Genomic DNA, 23,882 nt, shown 5'->3' on the forward strand with positions numbered 1-23,882 from the left:
TTACAAAATAATAAGTTCTTTTGGTGATTTCGTAATTACTTCATTACCTTCACTTGTCACAATGATATCATCTTCAATACGTACGCCGCCAATACCTGGAATATAAATACCTGGTTCTACTGTTACAGCCATACCTGGTTCAAGTACTGTATGAGAACGGAACGCTAAACCTGGTGCTTCATGGATTTCAAGACCTATTCCATGACCAGTAGAGTGTCCAAAGTATTCACCATATCCTTTTTCCGTTATGTAGTCACGCGTTAGCGCATCAGCCTCGCGACCTGTTAAACCAGCTTTAATACCGTTCACACCACGTAGTTGTGCTTCTAAAACGATATTATAAATTTCTTTTAATTTATCAGATGGTTCACCGACTGCAATCGTACGAGTAATATCAGAGCAATATCCTTTGTAATAAGCGCCGAAGTCTAATGTAACGAAATCTCCTGTTTCTATCACTTTTTCAGATGCCACGCCGTGCGGTAATGCCGAACGAAGACCTGAAGCAACGATAATATCAAACGAAGAAGATGTTGCTCCTTGTTTTCTCATGAAAAATTCAAGTTCATTTGACACTTCAATTTCAGATACTCCCGGGCGAATGAATGATAGAATATGCTCAAAGGCAGCATCTGCAATCTGTGCAGCTTCCTTTAATATCTTAATCTCTGAATCAGTCTTTATCAAGCGTAACTTTTCTACAAGTCCAGAAGTCGGGATAAATTCAGCATCAATCGCTTCCTTATGCACTGAATAAGAACTATATGTAAGAGTATCTTGCTCAAAACCAAGCTTTTGAATTCCAAGCTCTTTCACTTGCTTTGCCACTTCATCAATGATCAATCCTGCGTGCTGTACAACCTCATATCCAACCGCTTGTTTACTTGCCTGCTCGACGTAACGGAAATCTGTAATAAATTGAGCACGATCTTTTGAAATAAGAACAACGCCTGCTGTTCCTGTGAAGTTAGCCATATATCTACGACTATGTTCATTTGTTAACAAAATACCGTCAATACCAGCCTCATCAAATGCACTTCGTAATCTTTCAATTTTCTCCATTACTTTATGCCTCCCTCAATTTCTCCATTAATGCAAATAACGCTAACTTATAGCCATAAAAACCAAATCCTACAATTTGACCTGCACAAACAGCTGCCGTCACAGATTCATGACGGAACGATTCACGCTGATGAATGTTAGAAATATGTACTTCAATAACAGGAATCGAAATGCTCGCAATGGCATCACGAATCGCATAGCTATAATGCGTAAATGCTCCCGGATTTAAAATGATCCCTTCATATATATCTTCCGCTTCATGAATAATGTCGATAATGGCACCTTCATGATTCGATTGGAAACATTCTAACTCCACTCCCATTGTTTCTGCTTCTTGCTTCATATCTGCTTCAAGTGTCGTTAGCGTGCCCTTTCCATATACATTTACCTCACGAACACCGAGGCGATTTAGGTTAGGACCGTTTACGAGGAGTAACTTTTTCATATTCTTAAAACTCCTTAATATTAAATATCTATACAATATTTTAACATAGGAGTTACTTATTTGAATAGTTCGTCTTCTCTTACCCTTCTTGTTCTGCTTTATTGCTATTTACTGCGTAAGAAACAGAATATGCTATAAACACACCATACAATATAAAAATACATATTGTCGTCACAATTGTCTCTTTTGGTAAATGGAGCGCACTTTTAATAACAGGAGCCATTAAACCCATCCCCAAAAACAGTAGTGCCCACCAAAATAGCCCATAAATAATTCCCGCTATAATCCCTTCAAACTTTGCAAAAAATGCTTTATACAAAAAGGCAATTAAAATTGAAAGAAGTCCCATACACACTATTCCGAACACATTGCCCCATACACCCTCTTTCCAACTTCCAAACGCAAATGGTAAAAGGAAATAATTCGGGCCCGCCTCCGTGAATGAAAATATATGAAGGAAATACCATATCCCGCCCCAAAAGATTCCACCAAACAAACCAATCTGCACAAAATTCCTTGTTCCTAATTGTTCTTGACTCACATCGACACCTCCGCTCAATAGTATGCCCGAAACTATTTTGAAGCATGTTTAAATCCTGCGAAATTTGTCTATAAAAAGAATAAGAAATGTCCGACTCTCATAACATTTTCCCTTGTCATCTACTTGTATTTGCCGATAAAATAAAGGAAACTCGGTGATTGTCTTATTTCAAAACGACAGAACCCAGTATGACAATTGCCTCTTTTTCTACATAAGAGAGAAACAAATACAGGTTGGTGTTAACATGGCAGAAGAGTCAAAACAAATATATGGCGGGCAAGCGGTCATAGAAGGAGTTATGTTTGGCGGTAGAGAATATACTGTTACAGCGGTTCGTCGTAAAGATAAATCGATTGAATTTTATCGATTACCACGCGTTCGTAATAAAGTACTATCTACCCTAAAAAAAATTCCATTTTTACGAGGGATTGCCGCTATTGTGGATGCAAGTGCGAATGGAGCAAAACATTTAAACTTCGCTTCAGAACGATTTGACGTCCACCCAGAAGATGATGAACAAATTGCAAATAAAAAAGAAGAACAATCAAAATTAACGATGGTATTAGGAGTTGCAGCTGTTGGCGTTTTATCTTTTATATTCGGTAAAGTCATTTTCACAGCAGTTCCTGCACTATTAGCTGAATTAACAAGACCGATTTTCCCGTCTCATACTGGGCAAATCATTGTCGAAAGTGTCATTAAGCTCATGCTATTATTGAGCTATATATACTTTATTTCTTTAACCCCACTTATTAAGCGGGTATTTCAGTATCACGGTGCAGAGCATAAGGTAATCAATGCTTACGAGAATAACCTTCCTCTGACTGTAGAAAACGTTCAAAAGCAAACTCGTCTCCATTATAGATGTGGCAGTAGCTTTATTATATTTACAGTCATTATTGGAATGTTCGTTTATTTCCTAGTCCCTACAGATCCTCTTTGGGCACGAGTTATAAACCGAATTTTATTAATTCCAGTTGTACTTGGTATTTCTTTTGAAGTATTACAATTTACAAATCGATTACGAGATATTCCCGTATTACGCGTACTTGGATATCCTGGATTATGGCTACAACTATTAACAACGAAAGAACCAACAGATGATCAAGTGGAAGTAGCAATTGCATCGTTTGAAGAATTATTACGTTTAGAGAACAAACAATAATTATTTAAAAATGGTGTTCAACTCCTTTCCTCATCGTTAATATACTAATTTTAATATACGTTTTTAGGAGGTGTCCCTTATGAACGGTCGTTCGTTTACTTTCGCTATATTTGTGCTTATTATCGGATTGGCAATATTCGGCCTTGTTTCATCTGTTATTACAAATCCCATGGGTGTATTAAGAAATATCGGGTACATGTTACTTGTTGTTGGTATCTTTTACTTGCTATACAAGATGTTTACAAATTCCAGTGGTTCTGCAAATTCACAAAGCTCATATAAGCGTGCGGCAAAACAATCGAACCGCAAACATGGGAAACAAAATGTAGCACCCCTAGGCAATTCTTTCTTTAAGTCAACTACTTCTAATGACAAAAGTAAAAAAGGGAATTCTTCCACTTTGAAACGAAAAAGAAAACAGTCTCATTTAACTGTCATTGAAGGCAAAAAAAGCAAAAAGAAAGACCGTGCTTCCTTTTAGGAAATACGGTCTTTTTTTATACTTTGAAGCACTTCTTTTAAACTTTTCTCTCTCATACTTTCAATTCGAAGATGATGATTTTCAAATGGTAAATTCCGTGTCACATCATTAGGTACCACAACGCACGTTAATCCCGCTGCAACTGCTGCTCTCAATCCATTTAATGAATCTTCAAATACAACAGCTTCAGACGGCTTAATTCCTAATTCTTCTATTGCAACTCGATAAAGAGCTGGATCTGGTTTTACCTTCTCAACATCTTCTCTCGTTTTAATTACTTCAAAATATTCTCGAATTTGTAGCTCTTCTAAAAAATGAATAACCCATTCTCTAGAAGAACTAGAAGCTAGTGCGATTTTTAATCCCATTTCTTTCGCTTCTTCTAAATATTCTTTTACCCCGTCACGAGCTTCTGGTATTCTCATTTTCTCTTTATGTAAAGTTGCCACTTTTTCTTTTAATGCACTTTTGTTAAACTTCTCTTTTAATTGATCATTTAAATATGTATAAAGTACCTCATCTGTTGTTCCAATGCATTTCGCAAATTCCTCTAAAGGTAGTTCCCCGCCGTATTCACGAACAGCATCTCTGAAAGAGTGAAACCATATCGTTTCTGTGTCCACAATTAATCCATCAAAATCAAAAATAATTGCTTTCATAATTCTCCCATCCTTTTCGAATTGAAATAAAAAAGGAAACGCCATACGTTCCCCTTAATTACTTTTCTCTTCATTTGCTCTTTGAACACCACGAAGTGTTTCCACTCGGACTGCATCTTGTTCAAAGTATTCCACTAAATCACCAATGCGATCAATTGCTTCCCAACTTAAATGATGTTCAATTCCTTCTACATCATTGTAAATTTTACTTTCATCCACACCGATAATACGCATAAATTGCTCTAGCAAGTCATGACGATATACGAGACGTTCTCCGATTTTTTTACCTTTTGTTGTTAATACAAGCCCTCTATATTTTTCATAAATTAGATATTCATCTTTGTCTAATTTTTGCACCATTTTTGTTACAGAGGATGGATGTACACTAAGCGCTTCAGCAATATCAGATACGCGGGCGTAACCCTTTTCATCAATCAACAAATAAATTTGTTCAATATAATCTTCCATACTAGGGGTAGGCATCGGTTTCCTCCATCCAAGTTCATTTTGCTTATTCCGTACGAAGCAATCAATAAAATGATACACCAGAAAGAATAACGTGACAAGTTGAAAACGAGCCTAAATATATAAAACAAAAAAGAATCTGTATTTGCATACAGACTCCCCTTAAGTAAAATATTGTATTTCTGCATTAGGAAAAAACTCATTTCTATAACCTCTTATCGTTTCTTTTAATACTGCTGCATCATCTTTTTTATATACATATTTTCCGATGGTTTCGGAAAACAATGCTGAATCAATTCAAACGTTAAATTTGGTATCGTCATATCTTTGTCGCTCAAATAGTTTACGGTATCCTTCTTCCCATTCTTCATGCATTTAAATTGGCGCAACTATAAAACCAAGTGGATATTCAAGTGCCTTTCGTTCAAAGTAAACGAGCTTTGGCATAAACGGTCTCATATAATTTTCGCCCTCTCGTTAGTATGGGGGACATTAAAGTTTTCCACCCCAGTAACTTGCATTGCAAGTTACTGAATGTTATAATTTGGATACCAGCTACCTTGCAACGCAAGTTACCTGGATAAAAGGTGGTGAAATCATGCACAGCCAAATGTTAAAAGGCGTGCTCGAAGGGTGCATCCTATACATCATTTCACAAGAAGAAGTGTACGGATATGAACTGAGTACAAAATTAAATAAACACGGATTTACATTTGTAAGCGAAGGAAGCATATATCCATTATTGTTACGTATGCAAAAAGAAAAATTGATTGAAGGAACATTAAAAGCTTCCTCACTCGGTCCAAAGCGAAAATATTATCACGTAACCGATAAAGGATTAGAACAGCTTGAAGAATTTAAACAAAGCTGGGGGATGGTTTCAACTACGGTAAATAACTTATTACAGGGGGAGTGATAGGGATGAATGCACAAGACATGATTGAATTGAATAATAAAAAACGTGAGCTTCTAACTTCCGAAAACGAAATTGCTTATGGTGATATGCTAGTATATCTTCGGTTATCTAATGTACCCGAACATCAAGTAGAAGAACTTTTGTTAGAAATATTAGATCATCTTATCGAAGCACAAGTAGAAAATAAAAATGCTTATGACATTTTTGGTGATGACTTACAATCTTATTGTGATGAACTTATATCAGCTTTACCAACCCAAACAAAGTTAGAAAAAACTTCTTTAATTGGATTTTCTGTTAGCTTACTTCTTGCTATACAGTTTGGCATAAATGCAATTATTTCATTTTTTATGTTTCTCTTTGAAAAAAATAATACATTATCAAGTCCGCCTTTTAGCATCCTTGGAACTACTTTGTCTGTTTCAATAATTATACTAGGTATACTATTTATTTTATATTTATTAAAGCGTTACTCCTTTGATCAGAAAATGAATTGGAAAAGAAGAATTCTATTTGGATTCGCATTTGCTACTCCATTTTGTTCCGCTGTATTCTTAAATATTTATTTCCAAAAGCAACCTTATCTCATTTATCATCTAACCTTTTGGCAAAATGCTTTAATCACTATCCTATTTTACGTTTTATATAAATTATTATATAAAAAATCAAATTTTTAACAGCCCTTCAAAAGGCTGTTTTTTCTTCTGTCTAATTTTACAAATTGAAAAATTTCATAAAGAAAATAAGAAAAATGCAAAATAATTAAAGTTAATTGTTGACGTGATGCTTTTATTATCGGTATCATAAATCTTCGTGAGCAATTATTTTTCGTTATACGATTTTTTTATTATTACTGAATTTTTGAGAGGAGAAATTAGATGTCAGTTAAGAAGAAAACGCAAGTACGCACCGGCAAAATGGTACGTGAACTAATGTTAGCAGACGAAGATGTAAATGCTTCGCTAATTATGGTATATAGTGAAAACGGTGTAAACGCAGAAATTAAAATCGAGGGCTTAACGCCGAAATGTAACGAAGAATTATTTTTGAGCGGAAACGTGGATTGGAACAAGAGTGTTATTTATAAAATTGTTGATTTCACTGGAAACGCTGAAGTTGGTAAAGTTACATTAACAGCGATGAACAAAAACAATGTTTCTCTAGAAATTGAACGCGTTATGTGGAGTAAAGAAAATAAAGAAGCTGCCGAGCAAGAAGAAACACAGGTAGAAGCAGCACCGAAAAAAGAAGTAGTTGTAGAAGCTCCAAAAGCAATTACGCCTGCTCCTAAGCCTGTTACGCGTGTGGAAACACCTGCTATGGCACCTAAGCCTACTCCGGTACCGACACCGAAGCCAGTAAGCGTAGAAGCAGCTGTAGAACTAGTTACTCCAGCGCCTGTGAAAAAAGCAGTCCCTACTCCAGTTACAAAGCAAGAGACAGCACCGGTTGCTCCTGCAAAACCGAAGCAGCCTGCTTTGACTGAAACAAATTCAAAACTACAAGAAAATTATGTTAAACTCGTGAAAAAGACAATTGAAGTTTGTCAAGATTACGAGCTTGGCATCGACATAGATGATTCTATTGAAAGCTTAAAAGAAGAACTACAAAGCCAAGGTATTAGCGTTACATTTGACAAAGAAATTATGGACGTTGTAAGTCGCCTTCGTTCTTTACAAGATAAAGGAATCAAAGTAGAAAAAGTACTTAATTTACTATAAAAAAATAAGAGGTGGCTATCGCCACCTCTTATTTTTTATAATTCCACTCATTACTTTCATACTTTTCTTTCGCTAACGTTTGAACTTCATGTAACTGTTCTTCTGTTAATTCATATGGAACAAGTTCTACATCCAATCCTTTTTCAAAGCCAACTTCAAACGCTTTAATTAACTGTTCTATCGTAAATGTACGGTCTGTTAATTCATTAATTGCTACTGCTTTAGAAGAGAACATACTCTTCATACGTTCCTTCACACGTTCATTTGGGAATAAAAATAGATCATATAGTTCATCTAAATCAATTTCTAATGGAATCGATCCATGCTGTAAAATAACACCTTTTTGACGTGTTTGAGCACTACCAGCAATTTTTCGTCCTTCCACTACAATTTCATACCAAGATGGTGCATCAAAACATACGCCTGAACGTGGATTTTTTAAATTTTCACGATCTGCTTCTGTTTTTGGAACTGCATAATATGCTTCTAACCCTAATGCCTTAAAACCATCTAATAAACCTTGCGAAATAACACGATACGCTTCTGTAACTGTTTTCGGCATATTCGGATGATCTTCAGACACAATAACACTATACGTTAGCTCTTTGTCATGTAGTACACCCCTGCCGCCTGTTTGACGACGAACGAATCCATATTTCTTTTCGTTAACTACATCCATATTAATATCTTTTTCAACACGTTGAAAATACCCAACTGTTAATGTTGGTACTTCCCATTCATAAAAACGAATTGTTGGTGGCATTTTCTTTTCACTTTGCCAATTTAATAAACATTCATCTAACGCCATATTAAATGCCGGTGAACATTGACCAGAGTTAATATAACACCATTTTTCTTTTCCCATCCTGCACCTCATATAACCAATTATTTTTCACATTCTCTAGTCTACCAAATTCGACAAAATTTGTGAAAGAATACGAAATTTCTTCTTATATGCAAATGAATCTGTTGCATAAATACATAAGGGCATTATAATATTGAAAGTAGGATAAGAAAAAAGGGAGCGATAGAATCGTGTCAACAACTTGGATTATTTTATTAGCCGTAATCGTAGCATTTATCGGCTACACTGTATGGATGTACTTCTATCAGAAAAAATTAATTAAAACTCTTACAGAAGAAGAATTTCGCGCTGGCTACCGTAAAGCACAGCTTATCGATATTCGTGAAGCAGACGAATATAACGCAGGGCATATTTTAGGTGCACGTAACATTCCGTTATCACAAATTCGCCTTCGCCATAAAGAACTTCGTCAAGATCAACCTGTTTACTTATATTGCCAAAGCGGATTCCGTACAGGTCGTGCAGCGCAATACTTAAAAAAACAAGGCTACAAAGATTTCTACCAATTACAAGGTGGATTTAAATCTTGGACAGGCAAAATTAAAAAGAAATAATAACATACAAAAAACTAGCTGAATAAATCAGCTAGTTTTTTCATTTCATCTTATTCGCAATGTATAATAAATTCTGCTTGATTACCTTTTCATCGTTCTCTTCTACATTCCGATACAGCAGTTGATATTCAATTCCTTTCTCTTTCCATATAAGCGTAGCAAATTCGTCACCACGTTCATAATCATCTTTATTTTTAAAATAAGCAGACGTTCCATTATTCAGTTTCATTTGTTCTTGAAATCGCTTCTCTTCCACAAGATCCGGAAAACTATAAGGAAAGTTCGCGACATTTAACTCAATATACTCATTTCTACCTGACTCCTTCTGTTTATATTTAATCGTTAAGACAGTGTTCTTTTTCCCAAGCGTTCTTACTTCCCCCTTCACATCACTTGTAATGTCGTACGGTAAAAACGTTGGAACTTTAAACTTCACCGGAAAATATTTTGGAAGTTCCTTTAGCGGAATAGGATCCGTAACACAATCCATAGCTCCTCCTGTTGTTCCCACAAAGTGTTTTTCTTCTTGCATCGTTTGCTGAAACGAACACGAACTAAGCATGAAACTAGAAAACACGAAACAAATGATTCTTTTTTTCAATTTGTTTCCGCCCTTTCATACCGCTCTCTTAACGAACGAAGCGTTGATATTCTCTTCATATTCGCTTTGTCACCAAACTCCACCTTTGAAAACTTTCCACGTTATTCTCACACATTTTGACAACACTTTTTGCAAACAAAAAAGACCCCTATCATTCTTACGCCCAAGTGAAAAGGTTACGCGAATAAAAAGAAGTCTTATTAATACCATAGTTTGTGAAAAGCTTTTCAGGTCAAGATTTTTTCTTTCTTATTATTTTCCCTTTATAATAAGGGAAAGAGGTGATACATATGGCCAATATAAAACAAATTGCTAAAACTGCTGGTGTATCGATATCAACTGTTTCTCGTGTCCTGAATAATCACCCTTACGTAAAAGAAGAAAAGCGTAAGCGTGTTCTAGATGCTGTTGAAGAATTAAACTACGCAAAAAATATAAATGCTGTCCATTTAATAAGAGGGAAAACATATACAATTGGCGTTATGCTTCCTTTCATTAACCTCCCCTACTTCAGTACGATTATTGAAGGAATCGGAAACGAAGCGTTAGCTGCCGGATATCACATTAATTTATGTCAAACGAATTACGATAGCATTGAAGAAATTCGTGTTCTTGAAATGATGAAAATGAAACAATTTGATGGGATGATTATTTGCTCCCGAACGAGCTCTTGGGAACAAATCGAACCTTTTGCAAAATTTGCCCCTATTATTTCATGTGAAAAAATGAAGCATCCCCTCATTTCATCCATCTACGTAGATCATTATGAAGGTTTCCGTCTCGGTACTGCCTATTTACTAAGTAGAGGCCATGAAAAAATCGGAATTTGTTTAGCAAGAAAAACAAGTGTAAATTCCATGGAGCGCGAAAAAGCGTTCGCCGATACACTTCGTAACGAAGGGAAAACGTTGCATCCTGAATGGATTTTCCACCAATGCTATACAATGCAGGACGGAGCACAAATACTCCATCGTATTTTAAATATGAAAAATCGTCCAACTGCTATTTTCACAGCGAACGATCAAGTTGCAGCTGGTTTATTAACAGAGGCTCGAAAACATGGTATTCGAGTACCTGAAGACCTTGCTATCCTTGGATTTGATAATCATGAAATTTCAAAGGCATTAGAAATTTCCACAATTGAACATCCCGGTCTCGCAATGGGCTCACATGCTTTTTCTTTATTCCATAAGCAGATCCAAAGCGAGCAAATTGTCGGCAGTGCAAAAGAACTTTCATTCCATTTAATTGAGCGAGAGACTGTCTAAAAAGAGCGTTACCTATAACGCTCTTTTTCAGCTCTTCACCTATTGACATTATATTTTTCATCTCATATAATGAACCTAACGAACGGTAGGTAGGGGATGAAAATGACAGCAAACCGCATTAAAGCTGTAGCACTTTCTCATTTCGCACGCTACGGCTATGAAGGAACTTCATTGGCAAATATTGCTCAAGAAGTTGGGATTAAAAAACCATCGATTTACGCACACTTTAAAGGAAAAGAAGAGCTATATTTCATATGCTTAGAATCTGCTCTTCAAAAAGATTTGCAGAGCTTCACAGGCGATATCGAAAGCTTTTCCAATTCGTCCACTGAAGAATTGCTTTTAAAATTATTAAAAGGGTATGCAAAACGATTTGGTGAAAGTGAAGAATCAATGTTTTGGTTACGAACTTCTTATTTTCCGCCTGATGCATTTCGCGAACAAATTATTAATAAAGCAAATGTACACATTGAAAACGTCGGAAAACTTTTATTCCCTGTATTTAAAAGAGCAAGCGAACAAGATGAGCTGCATAACATTGAAGTAAAAGACGCCTTAGAGGCTTTTCTATGCTTACTCGACGGTCTTATGGTTGAACTATTATACGCAGGTTTAAATCGTTTTGAGACACGTTTAGACGCTTCTTGGAAAGTATTTTGGCGCGGACTTTCAAACTGACGGATTGCCCTTTGCAATGCGTCGTTTTTAAGCCCTTTACCTAACGACTGGTAGGAAGGAGAAATGACATATGGCATGGATTTATGTAATCATCGCTGGTATTATTGAAATCTTTTGGGTGATTGGACTAAAAAAAGCAGAGGCACCACTTGAATGGGCTGGTGTTGCTCTATTAATTACAATTAGTTTCGTCTTATTATTTAGAGCTTATAAAGATTTACCTGTCGGCACTGTATACGCAGTCTTTACAGGAATCGGAGCTGGTGGAATCGTTCTTACAGAGATTTTCATCTTCGGAGAACCTTTCTCTATCGTAAAAGTTTTATTAATCGGTTTAATCTTCTTCGGAGTAATTGGTTTAAAACGAGTAACAGAAGAAAAAGAAGCGAAGGAGGCCGCATAAAATGGCTTGGGTATTTTTAATTCTAGCTGGTATTTGTGAAATTATTGGTGTACTCTTTATGAAAGTAGCCACTGAAAAGAAAGGCTGGGCACCAAAAGTTATTTTAATCGCTAACTTCGGCGTAAGCTTCTTCTTCTTATCTCTTGCGATGAACACATTACCGATGGGAACTGCTTACGCAATTTGGACTGGAATCGGAACTGCTGGAAGTGCACTTCTAGGCATTCTCATTTTCCGAGAATCAGCGGATTGGCGTCGTCTTGCTTTCTTAAGCTGCATTTTATGCGGCGCTGTTGGCTTAAAACTATTAAGCTAACGTGAGGTGAATGTCATGTGGAAAGAACAAGGAAAGAAAATATTAGCATGGATCACACTTTGTATCGTCATTCTATTACAAATAAGTTTTCATATAATAGAATCATTGTTTCATAAAGTATTATCCATTCTCACATTCCTTCCTAACATGACACTTGAAATTATATCGATTGTTTGGTCCATTATCGCCTCCATTGCAATCGTCATTATATGGAGTATCGCCAAACTATGGAATAAGTTATTTAAAAAGGACAGTACTTCTGAAAAAGAGTAACTGTCCTTTTTTATATTCATTCAGACTTTCTGTAGAAGTTAGATGTGATAAGACAAAACAGACCAATTATAACAATACTTATACCAATTCCTTTATGCAAATTAGGAAACGGTGATGGTATGTCTGAATAAAAATTTGATAACAAAAGACCTATTGACAAAAATAATACTCCTATTTCAAATAACAATTTTCGTTTCCCCATTGTTCCCCCTCCAATTTTTTTCATACATTCCTTTCTTTTGGACATACTACCCAAAAAAAGGAGTGGATAATATGCAAAATTCTATACATAAGCAAATCCTATTTTTATTTTTCCTATTTCTTATTCTCATCATCGTTTTCAGCTTTATATTACATACTCCGAAAGATGTGCCAAATAGCGTTTCTTTTTATAAACTACTGCTCTCGTATTGTCGTTATTGAAGAAGGTGCCTTTTATAGGGCACCTTTTAAAATTCTCTCTTCTCATACAATTTCACTGAAACGAAGATAGATGCTATGAGCATACATATTGAACCAATGAATAACAAGGTATTATATAATTGAATTTGTTCCAAGTTGATTTGAAACAAAGTTTCTAAAATAACAATCGGCGCCATGAATATTACTATTGTAATAAGAATAGTTTTTTTATATCCTAACCAAAAAGATATTGGTAGAACAAAGCTTAAATACACTAAAATAAAGCTAATACTAGCAAGCAATGTCGTTTCAATAAATTCAAATAGGTTAATCCCATTCTTCATTCCCATCGTGAAACAGCTGACCGTTACACTTATAAAAAGAATAATAATTGCTACTATATATTTCGCATACACAATTTGTTTTCTCAATATTGGTAAACTATTTACTATAACTTCACTCTCATTTTTACTATCTGCTTCAAATGTTTTTACTGTTGCCCCAATTGTAATAATTACTGACATAATGATGAATAAATTTTCCGTATCTGTTAAGGCCATATAAAAGAAAACAGGATACAGTATGTACCAAATTAAAAATTTCCATTGAATGATGAAATCTTTTAAAATTAGTTGCTTGATCATATATTACACCTCCTAATATGAAAATGTCCCTTCTATAACTCTGCCTCCTGAAACATTTTCATTGAGAGGAACATGGATACGAATATACTCACTAATACTCCGATACCAAGAACACCCATTGCTTGTGTAGCCTCTTGAGAGTGAAGTACTTTTAACATAATTGTTTTATCACCAAAAATATTGCACATAAGACCAATCATACCCATTAAAGGAAAAAGCATAATCAAATTCAAGACAGTAATAACTTTATATCCCCCAATGTAATTAGTCGGTATCGTTACTGCACAATAAATCAAAGTTGCTACTATTGCTGAAAATATTGCATATCCAGGCATAACTATATCTCTGTTCAATAAAATATTCCCTAATATTACGACTATAAAAGTTACACTCAAACCAGCCATAATAAATAATGTGCTTGAAATATATTTAGCTATAATTATCTCTTTTCTCGTTATAGGCAAACTCACTAATACTTTTTCTGCTTTACTTTTCTCGTCATAATAAAAAGAAATATATATAATCGTACTACATGTTATAAATACTCCTATTGCAATCCCCATTGGTTCGACGGAATTCTTAAAAATAGATAAAATAGGGATTAAAAAGTAGAAAGGAAACATCTTCTTCTGTAAAAAAAACTCCTTCAAAATCAACTGTTGCATATGAATTCTCCTCTCTATAAATCACGCGTTTCATAAATTTTAATTGTAAGAAGCATAGAAACGATATAGACACTAGCTAGTGTGATTAATCCAACTATAAATATGCCAAAATGTAATGGATTCATAATCCAATTAATGAATGATGCCGTAACACTTTCTCCGTCACCAATAAACATTCCAACAATAACACCTATTCCAGCGGCTCCACCTGTAAATATTCCACGTACTACTTTTGATTTTGTCCCATAATAACTCGGGAATAATGCTGTAATATAAACTAAAGAATATACAGCACCTCTGACTACTACATACCAAGGAATTTCAATATACAAATTGGGATGATAAGCTCCAATATCACCAATGACAGCGATACCTCTTATAAGAAAAACAACTAGCGTAGTAGAAATCATGCCACCTACAATAAATATTACACCCGAAATATATCTAGCAATAATGATATCCTTTCGTCCAACAGGTAAACTATTTATAATAACATCACTTTTATTTTTTTCATCCATCGCTATTAGTATCATAGAAGATGATATCGTTATGAGTAAGCAACTCATTGGAAATAACAATTCACCATCTGGATCTAATCCAAAGAAAACAAGAGGCATAATAAAATACACTAACCACATAACCCGAAAAAAGAACAAATCTTTATAGATTAGCTGACGCATAGGCACCTCTCCCTTTCGCAGTGTAAACGATAATGTCATCTAATGTAGGCTTTTCTAGTACAACCTCATTTCCAAACCAATCGATAATTCCTTGTTTATCCTTCGCTAAACCTTCAAAACCAAACTTACTTTTTCGTAATCCAACAAATAGTTCTTTTCCTTCTCGATCTAATAAATCATTACTTCCTTTTACGATTACGTAGTTCTCCATTAAGTCTTCTTTTTCACCAGTAAATATAATTTCTCCATCATTGATGAACGTAACATAATCTGCAATGCGCTCTAAATCTGTTGTAATGTGCGTTGAGAATAATACGGATACTTCATCTTCCATTACAATTTCTTGCAACATATCAAGTAATTCACTTCGAACAACTGGATCTAACCCTGCTGTCGGTTCGTCCATAATAATAAACTCTGCGTGGTGCGAAAGTGCGATTGCAATCGCAAATTTCATTTTCATTCCTTTTGATAATTCTTTAATTTTTTTATACTTTGGAACTTGTAATCTATGCATATACGATTGATACTGCTCTTCGTCCCACTTTTTATATAACGGTGCAATAATACGCTTCATTTGTTCACACGTTAAATCTTCGTAATAATGATTTTCATCATATACAAAGCCGATATTTTGTTTTATTTCCTTTTCAGCTTTCTTATTGTCCTTGCCAAAAATTTTTATATCTCCGTTATCTTTTTTAATTAAATTCATAATCATTTTGATCGTCGTACTTTTCCCGGCCCCATTCGGTCCGACAAACCCCATAATATATCCGCGTGGTAACGTAAAACTTATATTTTTCACTGCGAAACCTTCATAACTTTTACAAACGTTTTTTAACTCTAACATCTCTCTCATTCCCCCTTATATAAAAACGCAATCATCTGCTGTAATTCTTCAAGTGAAAGCTGCAACGCTTTACTTTCATTCACAATCTCTTCCGCTTTACTTTCCAATAGGCGAAGCCTTTGTTCTTTTAATAGTTCATTATTTTTACGTGAAACATAAGTCCCCTTCCCAGCAACAGTTTCTATATATCCTTCTTTTTCAAGCTCCTCGTATGCACGCTTCGTTGTAATGACACTAATTTGTAATTCCTTCGCTAAGCTACGAATAGACGGTAATTGATCTCCACCCTTTAAACCGCCATTTAAAATAAGCTGGCTTAATTGTTTTCTTATTTGCACATAAATAGGGTCTTGGGAAGAATTCGAAATAATAATATTCATGTTTTCCTCCAGTTTGTGTATATACTGTGTATACCTTATATATACAGTATATACACACCATCCTATTTTTGGCAAGAAAAAAAGACCAACATTTTCCTGTTGGTCTTTCGTATATGTATCACTTTTCAAAGCGATCTAACATCTCGTCTCTCATTCCGAAACTTACTACTGCAATTCCTATATACATAAACAGAAGGAATGCCGGATGAACTGTGTTGTACCAGCTGCTGTCAACGATTAAGTAAATCGTTAATGCCACAACAAGAACAAACGCTAAGATAAACATATAAAAGTGTCTTGTACTACCCATGATAAACTCCTCTCTTCTCACTTCACCATTCAACAGTTTATTTTATCGAATAATTCGATATGACTCAAGGTTAACTTTCTGTTATGTAATCAAGTTCCACCTTTACAATGTCCTCACATGCTATTGAAATGATTGTTCCTTGTTTATCAATCGCCGTCACTTCTCTATTATCCATTACACGATTTGCTACTCTTTCTAACACTTTTCCTTGGTCTCGATAGCAAAATTCTTTTACATCTTTAATTGTTTCTCCATTTTCTAAATGGTATACCATTCTATAACATCGATATCCCAAAATTTCACCCCCGTCTTGTTCGTTTTTTCACATATACATAAAAATGAGTAATCTTTGCCTCATCACATCTTCTTAATTTCAATAAAATTCTAACAAAAATAAATACTTTTATCAAACCGACTTTTTCAACAAAACTACCTATAAAACTACACCTTTACACCATTAGGAAACAAAAAACATATTTTTTTAACATTTTCTTCACTATTTCTGCATAAAGTGAAACTTTAATCAGTGGGGATTTTTGTTCATTCCCACTGATTATTAGTTGAACCAATCGGGTATTTACGGACAGTTTATCTCCCACCTGGCTTCTTTGCACCAGCTAAGTTTTGAGTTGAGAGTTTACTGTCCGTTAATGCGGGACAAATTATCCATACAAAAAAAGAACCCGCCTCAGCGAGTTCTTCTTTTGTTATTTTAATCAAACTTGTACAGGAGCTGGCTTCGCATAACGTAAAACTGGTTTACGTGCAGCCATCGTTTCGTCTAAACGTTTAATGACTGTCGTATGCGGTGCTTCTTGTACAACTTCTGGATTTTCTTCTACTTCTTTAGCGATTTGAATCATCTTATCAATGAAACCATCTAATGTTTCTTTTGATTCTGTTTCTGTCGGCTCAATCATAATACATTCTTCCACATTTAATGGGAAGTAAATTGTTGGTGGATGATAACCGAAATCAAGCAGACGTTTTGCAATATCTAATGTACGTACACCAAGTTTCTTTTGACGACGACCTGATAATACAAATTCATGTTTACAATGTCTATCGAATGGAAGATCGTAGAATGGCGCTAATCTTCTCATCATATAGTTTGCATTTAATACCGCATACTCAGTTACTGCACGCAATCCATCTGGACCCATAGAGCGAATATACGTGTATGCACGAACGTTAATTCCGAAGTTACCATAGAATGGTTTCACACGACCAATTGCTTCTGGACGGTCGTAGTTGAAGTGATAACCATTTTCCGTTTTCTCTAAAATCGGTTTTGGTAAGTACGGAATTAAATCAGCTTTCACACCTACTGGACCAGAACCTGGGCCACCACCGCCGTGAGGACCTGTAAATGTTTTATGAAGGTTTAAATGCACAACGTCAAATCCCATATCTCCTGGGCGTGCTTGGCTTAATACCGCATTTAAGTTTGCACCATCATAGTATAATTTACCGCCTGCATTATGGACGATTTCTGCCATTTCTAAAATATTTTCTTCGAATAGACCTAATGTATTAGGATTTGTTAACATAAGTGCTGCTGTTTCTTCGTTTACAACACGTTTTAAGTCTTCTAAGTCAACAAGGCCATTTTCATTTGATTTTACTGTAATTGTTTCAAAACCAGCTACAGTTGCAGATGCTGGGTTCGTTCCGTGAGCAGAGTCAGGCACAATTACTTTCGTACGGTTAAAGTCACCATTCGCTTCATGGTATGCACGAATTAACATTAAACCTGTCCATTCTCCGTGTGCACCAGCTGCTGGTTGTAAAGTAACAGTATCCATACCTGTAATTTCAATTAAATGCTCTTGTAAGTCGTACATTAATTCCATTGCACCTTGTACTGTCTTTTCATCTTGCAACGGATGAATATTTGCAAATCCTGCGAAACGAGCTACACTCTCATTAATTTTCGGATTATATTTCATCGTACAAGATCCAAGTGGATAGAATCCAGAATCCACACCGTGGTTACGGTTTGAAAGTGCTGTATAGTGGCGCATAATATCAAGTTCAGATACTTCTGGTAGCTCTGCATCTTCTACTCGAATATAATCGCTCTCAAACACATCTTCTAGTTTCACTTCTTCTACATCTAATTTGGGTAAGCTATATCCTATGCGTCCTTCTTTACTCACTTCAAAGATAAGTGCTTGGTCTTGGTTCTTCATTGGATAGCCCCCATTTCGTTTACAAGTGTGTCAATTTCCTCTTTTGTACGAAGCTCAGTTACTGCTACAAGCATATGGTTTTCATGCTCTTTATAATCACGGCCTAGATCGTAACCGCCGATAATATTCTTTTGTAATAATGCATCGTTTACTTCTTTCACTGGACGTTTGCAATCTACAACAAACTCATTGAAGAATGGTCCAGCAAATGTTACTGTGAAGCCTTTCGCTTCAAATTGACGTTTTGCATATTGTGCTTTAGAAATGTTTTGACGTGCCATTTCTTTCACACCTTGTTTGCCAAGTGCCGTCATTGCAACAGAAGCTGCTAATGCATTTAACGCTTGGTTTGAACAAATGTTAGATGTCGCTTTATCACGACGAATATGCTGTTCACGTGCTTGTAACGTTAATACAAATCCACGTTTACCATCTGAGTCTACAGTTTGTCCAACAAGACGTCCTGGAATTTTACGCATAAATGCTTTCGTTGTTGCAAAGTAACCACAGTGCGGTCCACCAAACTGCGTTGGAATACCGAATGGTTGTGCATCACCGATTACAATATCAGCACCAAATTTCCCTGGTGGTGTTAATGCGCCTAATGATAATGGATTTGAAGAAACGATAAATAATGATTTTTGTTGATGAACGATTTTTTCAATATCAGCTAATTTTTCAACTTGTCCGAAGAAGTTTGGATATTGAACGATTACACAAGCAACTGTATCATCTACTTCACTTTGTAATACGTCTAAATCTGTTACACCATCTTTATGATTAATTTCAACAACTTCAAGATTTTGTCCTTTTGCATACGTTTCAAGTACTGCTCTTGATTCTGGATGAACCGCGCTAGATACAAGAATTTTCTTTTTGCGAGTATGGCCAGCTGCTAACATTGCCGCTTCAGCTAAAGCTGTCCCCCCGTCATACATAGAAGAGTTTGCTACATCCATTCCTGTTAATTCACAAATCATTGTTTGGAATTCAAAGATTGCTTGTAATTCCCCTTGTGAAATTTCCGGTTGGTATGGTGTGTAAGCTGTATAAAATTCTGAGCGAGAAATAACATGATCTACAATTACTGGAGCATAATGATCGTATACGCCTGCTCCTAAGAAAGAAGCGTATTCTTTTAAGTTAGCATTTTTACTAGCCATTTGAGATAGCTCTTTTAAAAGCTCTGGCTCTGATTTTGCTTCTTTAATTTTTAAATCCCCTTTAAAACGAACACTCTCTGGAATATCAGAGAATAATTCATCGATCGTTTGAACGCCGATCGTTTGTAACATTTCTTTTTTGTCTTCTTCTGTCATTGGAAGATAACGATGCAACATGAAATCTACCCCTCTCCCCGTTACTTTGAACGTTTGTAAAATGGTGTTGGAACAACTACTGCTTTGACGCGTTTATTACGAATTTCAATTTCTACTTCTGTATCAACTGCTGCGTATTTTACATCAATTAGTGCTAAACCAATGCTTTTCTTTAACGTTGGAGATTGTGTACCACTCGTTACTTCCCCAATTTTTTCTTCACCAATAAATACAGGGTAATGCGTACGAGGAATTCCACGTTCGATTACTTCGATGCCGACTAATTTACGAGGCGCACCGTTTTCTTTTTGCTCTTTTAACGTTGCTTTTCCAAAGAAGTCTGCTTCTTTATTTGTTTTTACCGCAAAGCCAATTCCAGCCTCAATCGGTGTAATATCTTTTGATAATTCTTGTCCATAAAGTGGTAATGTTGCTTCGAATCGAAGTGTATCACGAGCACCTAAACCACATGCTTTTAAGCCCTCTTCTGCTCCAACTTCAAGAAGTTTCTCCCAAAGTTTTGCAGCATCTTCACTCTTACAGTAAATTTCGAATCCATCTTCACCTGTGTAACCTGTACGAGATACAAGTGCTGGAATTCCATCTACAAGAATATCGTTTTTAAATTTAAAGAACTTAATTTCTTTCAAATCTTCTGACACAACTTTTTGTAAAATGCCTTCTGCTTTTGGTCCTTGAATTGCAAGCTGTGCAACTTCACTAGAAACATTGACTACTGTCGCATCGCCAATTACATGACTTGCTAACCATTCGTAATCTTTCTCGATATTTGATGCATTGATTACTAATAAATAGTCTTCTTCACCACGTTTGTAGATTAATAAATCATCTACTGTACCACCATTTTCGTAGCACATAGCTGTATATTGTGCGCCCCCTACCTTTAAGGTAGATACGTCATTTGTAACAACACGTTGTAAAAATGCTAAACTATCTACACCTTTTACTTCAACTTCTCCCATATGAGACACATCGAACAAACCTGCAGCTGTACGTACAGCTTCGTGTTCTTCTTTAATGCTTGAAAATTGAACTGGTAATTCCCAACCACCGAAGTCGATTGTTTTTCCACCATACTTCGCGTATACATCAAATAACGGTGTACGTTGTAATGTAATCATGCTCTCTCCCCCTTATGCTTTGACAAATCAATAAAAGTTGCTTCCCTTTTCTAAACATTTTCATTCTGAAAAGATAGGATATACGGAATCTCATTATATTTTTTTATGAAAGCGTAAATAAAAAATCACTTTCTTGGATAAAATACGAAAGATTCCACACATTTCACACCATTATCCTAACATCATTCGCTATATTTCATCAATATTCTAGCATAAAAAATAATTTAGAATTTTTTATGTTAAAACACAATAAATACAGCTTTTGAGATTTAATACTTTATTATTGTCTATCATATAGCCTTTAATAACGATAATTATGCCTTCTTTTAAGGCAAATCATCATACATTAAAAAATAATTACTTTAGTTTATAAAAGGTGGGAGAGTTGTAATGAATGTCGATATTTCCGTAGATCGGACATGGCAAAACAATTTTTTAAATAGAATTGACGAAGATGGTCCTTGGACAAACTGGGATTTATATCACTTAGCTTATGAAACAGAAAAATCGTTACTTGTTCCTACTTTTGATGGACTACAAGCACCGAAACATTTATCCCATTTCACACCGCTTCCGCATCAATTAGAAGTCGCTCAAAATGTGATTGAACAAATGAACGGTAAAGCGATTCTAGCAGATGAAGTAGGCCTTGGAAAAACAATCGAAGCTGGACTTATTTTGAAAGAATACATGGTCCGCGGGCTTGTGAAAAAGGTACTTATACTTGTCCCAGCTTCTCTCGTATCACAATGGGCATACGAACTGAATACAAAGTTTTTCATTCCCGCTGTAGCACAAAAGAAAAGCTACTCATGGGAACAAGCTGACGTAATCGTATCATCAATTGATACTGCGAAACGTTCACCACATCGCGATATCGTGTTGAACTTGGAATATGACCTTATTATTATCGATGAAGCACATAAACTGAAAAATAATAAAACAAAAAACTATGAATTTGCACAACGATTAAAAAAGAAGTTTTGTTTATTACTAACCGCTACTCCTGTTCAAAATAAGATTGATGAAATTTTTAACCTTGTTTCTTTATTAAAACCAGGACATTTAGGCAATCAATCCAACTTTGAAGAATATTACGCTTCCAAAAATCGCTCAGCCGAATCAGATGAAGACTTAAAAGCTCTCATTAATAAAGTAATGGTGCGAAATAGACGACATAATACCGGTATCGATTGGCCGAAGAGACATGTACGTACAATTTTTGTTGAGTTTAATGAACAAGAACAAGCTCTATATAATGATATCGAAAATTGGCGAGGACAAGACGCCTTCACATCTGCTTTCTCATCGTTAACTTTAAAACGGGAAGCGTGTAGTAGTCGTGAGGCTGTTTACTATTCATTGAAAAAGCATGTAGAAAAAAGACAGAAAGAAAACGAACATTATATAAAAGATCCACATATCGATGTGCTAATGGACAAAATTAATCATATTCCTTTCAACTCAAAAGCAAATAAAGCTCTTGAGCTTATAAAAGAAATTGACGATAAAGTCGTTATCTTCACAGAATATCGAGCGTCACAAATGTACTTACAATGGTTTTTACAACAACACGGTATTTCTTCCGTTCCATTCCGCGGCGGGTTTAAACGCGGGAAGAAAGATTGGATGAAGGAGCTTTTCCAAAACCACGCACAAGTATTAATTGCAACTGAAGCTGGTGGTGAAGGGATTAACTTACAGTTTTGTAGCCATATGATCAATTATGATTTGCCATGGAATCCAATGCGTCTTGAGCAAAGAATCGGACGTATTCACCGTCTCGGTCAAAAAAATGATGTTCATATTTATAACTTAGCTACAAAGCATACTGTTGAAGAACATATTCTGAAACTGTTATATGAAAAAATCAACTTATTCGAGCGTGTTATTGGTGAACTCGATGAAATTTTAACGAGAATTAATATGAAAAACATCGACGCGCACATTCAAGAAATTTTCGCGCAATCAAAAAGCGAAGGTGAAATTAGAATTAAGATGGAAAACTTAACATCTATTATCGACTTTGCGAAACGAAATGAAGCTGAGGTGCAAGGCTATGCAGCAACATGAAATTCATAATTACTTATACAATTTCTTTGAGGCGAATAACTGTGAAATTTTAGAACGTTCTCCTCATTTATTAGATGTACAGTTAACAATTGAGATGGATAAATTATTAATGAATCGCCCTTTTTATTGGCACTATCTTGAGAAAACAGGAGGCGTACCGAATCCGATGCGCCTTACTCTTATTACAAATCCAGAAAATGAAGAAAATGATGGTGAGCTTATTCACTACGGTTCACCACGTCTACATCAAATTTTCCAAACGACAAAAGAATTAGGCTCATACATACGTTTATATGAGGATGTAAGACATAATGGGGCAACACATACACCGCTCCACCCTTGGCTCGGTATTAATATAAAAGTTTCCTATCAATGTGATCGAAAAAAAGACATCCTTCACTCGATTGGTATTCATCTCATTTCTGGAACAATGATGGCAAACTTTCATGAAACATTAACAAACATTAAACTTACACCAAAAATACCTGATTTTTGTTTTACGCTCTCGCCCATCATTAAACCTCAAAGTGGTTTACAACGCATAGAAGACGCTTTAAAAAATATAATTGCAGAAGATGACCATACGTGGGCAAAAGAAGCAAGAGTGCGTTGGAATCATGATTTAGACCTTTTAAACCGTTTTTATGAAGAAAGTGACGAACTTCCTGAGAGCTATGAAATTGAAAAACAAGCTCTGCAAGAACAGTATGAACCACGTATTACAGTGCAAATTATTAACGGTGGACTCTTTTATGTTACCGCGAATCATTTTCTATCAAAATAAAGCTCCTTCTGCTTTAGAAGGAGCT

At 35.5% G+C, this 23,882-nt stretch carries 31 protein-coding genes and 1 pseudogene; 13 read left to right on the forward strand and 19 right to left on the reverse strand.

Going from position 1 to position 23,882, the window contains the following annotated elements:
* The 3 genes from pepQ to D1166_RS10610 all read right to left on the reverse strand — a co-directional run bounded on the left by pepQ (position 1) and on the right by D1166_RS10610 (position 2,048).
* The gene (pepQ, locus tag D1166_RS10600) at positions 1–1,062 is read right to left on the reverse strand and encodes a Xaa-Pro dipeptidase (RefSeq protein WP_000411041.1); all 1,062 of its coding nucleotides are present in this window, start codon (positions 1,060–1,062) and stop codon (positions 1–3) included.
* 4 nt (positions 1,063–1,066) lie between these two features.
* The gene (gene aroQ / locus D1166_RS10605) at positions 1,067–1,507 is read right to left on the reverse strand and encodes a type II 3-dehydroquinate dehydratase (RefSeq protein ID WP_000735147.1); all 441 of its coding nucleotides are present in this window, start codon (positions 1,505–1,507) and stop codon (positions 1,067–1,069) included.
* A gap of 79 nt (positions 1,508–1,586) precedes the next feature.
* Positions 1,587–2,048 carry a YqhR family membrane protein gene (locus D1166_RS10610; protein WP_000076880.1) on the reverse strand — a complete coding sequence of 154 codons (462 nt, stop codon included), beginning with the start codon at positions 2,046–2,048 and terminating at the stop codon, positions 1,587–1,589.
* Between the two features lie 244 nt (positions 2,049–2,292).
* On the opposite strand from D1166_RS10610, the gene D1166_RS10615 reads away from it, so the two are divergent.
* Positions 2,293–3,213, forward strand: a complete 921-nt coding sequence (locus D1166_RS10615) for a DUF1385 domain-containing protein (RefSeq protein WP_000807121.1) — start codon at positions 2,293–2,295, stop codon at positions 3,211–3,213.
* Positions 3,214–3,292: 79 nt separating this feature from the next.
* Positions 3,293–3,694 (forward strand): SA1362 family protein, encoded by a 402-nt coding sequence (locus D1166_RS10620; protein WP_097856097.1) that lies wholly within the window; start codon positions 3,293–3,295, stop codon positions 3,692–3,694.
* Here the strand turns inward: D1166_RS10620 and D1166_RS10625 are convergent.
* The 3 genes and pseudogenes from D1166_RS10625 to D1166_RS31750 all read right to left on the reverse strand — a co-directional run.
* Positions 3,691–4,353 carry an HAD family hydrolase gene (locus D1166_RS10625; protein WP_025966333.1) on the reverse strand — a complete coding sequence of 221 codons (663 nt, stop codon included), beginning with the start codon at positions 4,351–4,353 and terminating at the stop codon, positions 3,691–3,693. The genes D1166_RS10620 and D1166_RS10625 overlap by 4 nt on opposite strands.
* A gap of 54 nt (positions 4,354–4,407) precedes the next feature.
* Positions 4,408–4,836, reverse strand: coding sequence for a transcriptional regulator MntR (gene mntR, locus D1166_RS10630; RefSeq protein ID WP_001143083.1), 429 nt, complete (start codon positions 4,834–4,836; stop codon positions 4,408–4,410).
* 144 nt (positions 4,837–4,980) lie between these two features.
* Positions 4,981–5,226, reverse strand: a pseudogene (locus D1166_RS31750) (spore photoproduct lyase family protein); the annotation flags it as partial.
* A gap of 190 nt (positions 5,227–5,416) precedes the next feature.
* Here D1166_RS31750 and D1166_RS10640 point away from each other — a divergent pair.
* The 3 genes from D1166_RS10640 to D1166_RS10650 all read left to right on the forward strand — a co-directional run bounded on the left by D1166_RS10640 (position 5,417) and on the right by D1166_RS10650 (position 7,455).
* Positions 5,417–5,734, forward strand: a complete 318-nt coding sequence (locus D1166_RS10640; RefSeq protein ID WP_000556083.1) for a PadR family transcriptional regulator — start codon at positions 5,417–5,419, stop codon at positions 5,732–5,734.
* Between the two features lie 5 nt (positions 5,735–5,739).
* Positions 5,740–6,411, forward strand: coding sequence for a DUF1129 family protein (locus tag D1166_RS10645; protein ID WP_118043306.1), 672 nt, complete (start codon positions 5,740–5,742; stop codon positions 6,409–6,411).
* Positions 6,412–6,612: 201 nt separating this feature from the next.
* On the forward strand, positions 6,613–7,455 hold the full coding sequence (locus D1166_RS10650; RefSeq protein WP_000111900.1) for a hypothetical protein: 843 nt from the start codon (positions 6,613–6,615) through the stop codon (positions 7,453–7,455).
* Between the two features lie 28 nt (positions 7,456–7,483).
* On the opposite strand, the gene D1166_RS10655 is transcribed toward D1166_RS10650, so the two are convergent.
* A complete protein-coding gene (locus tag D1166_RS10655) occupies positions 7,484–8,320 on the reverse strand; it encodes a lipoate--protein ligase family protein (RefSeq protein WP_000514081.1) in 837 nt (278 codons plus the stop codon).
* A 170-nt stretch (positions 8,321–8,490) separates the two neighbouring features.
* Here D1166_RS10655 and D1166_RS10660 point away from each other — a divergent pair, with 170 nt between their 5' ends.
* Complete coding sequence (locus D1166_RS10660; protein WP_000108653.1) at positions 8,491–8,874, forward strand: rhodanese-like domain-containing protein; 384 nt, start codon at positions 8,491–8,493, stop codon at positions 8,872–8,874.
* A 40-nt stretch (positions 8,875–8,914) separates the two neighbouring features.
* Here D1166_RS10660 and D1166_RS10665 read toward each other — a convergent pair whose 3' ends face one another.
* Positions 8,915–9,451: a DNA polymerase III subunit delta gene (locus D1166_RS10665; protein ID WP_118043310.1), complete on the reverse strand. Its 537-nt coding sequence runs from the start codon at positions 9,449–9,451 to the stop codon at positions 8,915–8,917.
* Between the two features lie 314 nt (positions 9,452–9,765).
* On the opposite strand from D1166_RS10665, the gene D1166_RS10670 reads away from it, so the two are divergent.
* The 5 genes from D1166_RS10670 to D1166_RS10690 all read left to right on the forward strand — a co-directional run bounded on the left by D1166_RS10670 (position 9,766) and on the right by D1166_RS10690 (position 12,413).
* On the forward strand, positions 9,766–10,743 hold the full coding sequence (locus D1166_RS10670; protein WP_001273982.1) for a LacI family DNA-binding transcriptional regulator: 978 nt from the start codon (positions 9,766–9,768) through the stop codon (positions 10,741–10,743).
* Positions 10,744–10,839: 96 nt separating this feature from the next.
* Positions 10,840–11,421, forward strand: a complete 582-nt coding sequence (locus D1166_RS10675) for a TetR/AcrR family transcriptional regulator (protein ID WP_002005730.1) — start codon at positions 10,840–10,842, stop codon at positions 11,419–11,421.
* A gap of 70 nt (positions 11,422–11,491) precedes the next feature.
* Positions 11,492–11,824: a DMT family transporter gene (locus D1166_RS10680; protein WP_000312339.1), complete on the forward strand. Its 333-nt coding sequence runs from the start codon at positions 11,492–11,494 to the stop codon at positions 11,822–11,824.
* Between the two features lies 1 nt (position 11,825).
* The gene (locus D1166_RS10685; protein ID WP_000312623.1) at positions 11,826–12,140 is read left to right on the forward strand and encodes a DMT family transporter; all 315 of its coding nucleotides are present in this window, start codon (positions 11,826–11,828) and stop codon (positions 12,138–12,140) included.
* Between the two features lie 15 nt (positions 12,141–12,155).
* The gene (locus tag D1166_RS10690; protein ID WP_000265427.1) at positions 12,156–12,413 is read left to right on the forward strand and encodes a DUF3975 family protein; all 258 of its coding nucleotides are present in this window, start codon (positions 12,156–12,158) and stop codon (positions 12,411–12,413) included.
* A gap of 16 nt (positions 12,414–12,429) precedes the next feature.
* On the opposite strand, the gene D1166_RS10695 is transcribed toward D1166_RS10690, so the two are convergent.
* The 11 genes from D1166_RS10695 to gcvT form a co-directional block, all read right to left on the reverse strand.
* Positions 12,430–12,615 carry a hypothetical protein gene (locus D1166_RS10695; RefSeq protein WP_000518066.1) on the reverse strand — a complete coding sequence of 62 codons (186 nt, stop codon included), beginning with the start codon at positions 12,613–12,615 and terminating at the stop codon, positions 12,430–12,432.
* Between the two features lie 247 nt (positions 12,616–12,862).
* Complete coding sequence (locus tag D1166_RS10700; protein WP_000595346.1) at positions 12,863–13,459, reverse strand: ABC-2 transporter permease; 597 nt, start codon at positions 13,457–13,459, stop codon at positions 12,863–12,865.
* A gap of 32 nt (positions 13,460–13,491) precedes the next feature.
* Entirely contained in the window at positions 13,492–14,124 is a 633-nt protein-coding gene (locus D1166_RS10705) for an ABC-2 transporter permease (protein WP_001186564.1), read from the reverse strand.
* A 14-nt stretch (positions 14,125–14,138) separates the two neighbouring features.
* Positions 14,139–14,804: an ABC-2 transporter permease gene (locus D1166_RS10710; protein ID WP_001249426.1), complete on the reverse strand. Its 666-nt coding sequence runs from the start codon at positions 14,802–14,804 to the stop codon at positions 14,139–14,141.
* Positions 14,785–15,657, reverse strand: a complete 873-nt coding sequence (locus D1166_RS10715; protein WP_000891307.1) for an ABC transporter ATP-binding protein — start codon at positions 15,655–15,657, stop codon at positions 14,785–14,787. The genes D1166_RS10710 and D1166_RS10715 overlap by 20 nt, the downstream gene beginning before the upstream one ends.
* 5 nt (positions 15,658–15,662) lie before the next feature.
* On the reverse strand, positions 15,663–16,037 hold the full coding sequence (locus tag D1166_RS10720; protein WP_001021353.1) for a GntR family transcriptional regulator: 375 nt from the start codon (positions 16,035–16,037) through the stop codon (positions 15,663–15,665).
* Positions 16,038–16,155: 118 nt separating this feature from the next.
* A complete protein-coding gene (locus D1166_RS10725; protein ID WP_000535933.1) occupies positions 16,156–16,347 on the reverse strand; it encodes a hypothetical protein in 192 nt (63 codons plus the stop codon).
* 70 nt (positions 16,348–16,417) lie between these two features.
* Positions 16,418–16,621 (reverse strand): DUF3929 family protein, encoded by a 204-nt coding sequence (locus D1166_RS10730; RefSeq protein WP_000262496.1) that lies wholly within the window; start codon positions 16,619–16,621, stop codon positions 16,418–16,420.
* A 442-nt stretch (positions 16,622–17,063) separates the two neighbouring features.
* The gene (gcvPB, locus tag D1166_RS10740; protein ID WP_000795702.1) at positions 17,064–18,539 is read right to left on the reverse strand and encodes an aminomethyl-transferring glycine dehydrogenase subunit 2; all 1,476 of its coding nucleotides are present in this window, start codon (positions 18,537–18,539) and stop codon (positions 17,064–17,066) included.
* Positions 18,536–19,879: an aminomethyl-transferring glycine dehydrogenase subunit 1 gene (gcvPA, locus tag D1166_RS10745; RefSeq protein ID WP_000903240.1), complete on the reverse strand. Its 1,344-nt coding sequence runs from the start codon at positions 19,877–19,879 to the stop codon at positions 18,536–18,538. Before gcvPA ends, gcvPB begins: the two co-directional genes overlap by 4 nt.
* Before the next feature lie 20 nt (positions 19,880–19,899).
* Entirely contained in the window at positions 19,900–21,000 is a 1,101-nt protein-coding gene (gcvT, locus tag D1166_RS10750; protein ID WP_000631769.1) for a glycine cleavage system aminomethyltransferase GcvT, read from the reverse strand.
* Positions 21,001–21,390: 390 nt separating this feature from the next.
* On the opposite strand from gcvT, the gene D1166_RS10755 reads away from it, so the two are divergent.
* Both D1166_RS10755 and D1166_RS10760 read left to right on the forward strand, forming a co-directional pair.
* Complete coding sequence (locus D1166_RS10755; protein WP_001100037.1) at positions 21,391–23,073, forward strand: DEAD/DEAH box helicase; 1,683 nt, start codon at positions 21,391–21,393, stop codon at positions 23,071–23,073.
* On the forward strand, positions 23,060–23,857 hold the full coding sequence (locus D1166_RS10760; protein ID WP_001183964.1) for a YqhG family protein: 798 nt from the start codon (positions 23,060–23,062) through the stop codon (positions 23,855–23,857). The genes D1166_RS10755 and D1166_RS10760 overlap by 14 nt, the downstream gene beginning before the upstream one ends.
* Positions 23,858–23,882 lie beyond the last annotated feature (25 nt).

Source organism: Bacillus sp. ISO11, from assembly GCF_003458115.1.
Lineage (GTDB): Bacteria > Bacillota > Bacilli > Bacillales > Bacillaceae_G > Bacillus_A > Bacillus_A cereus.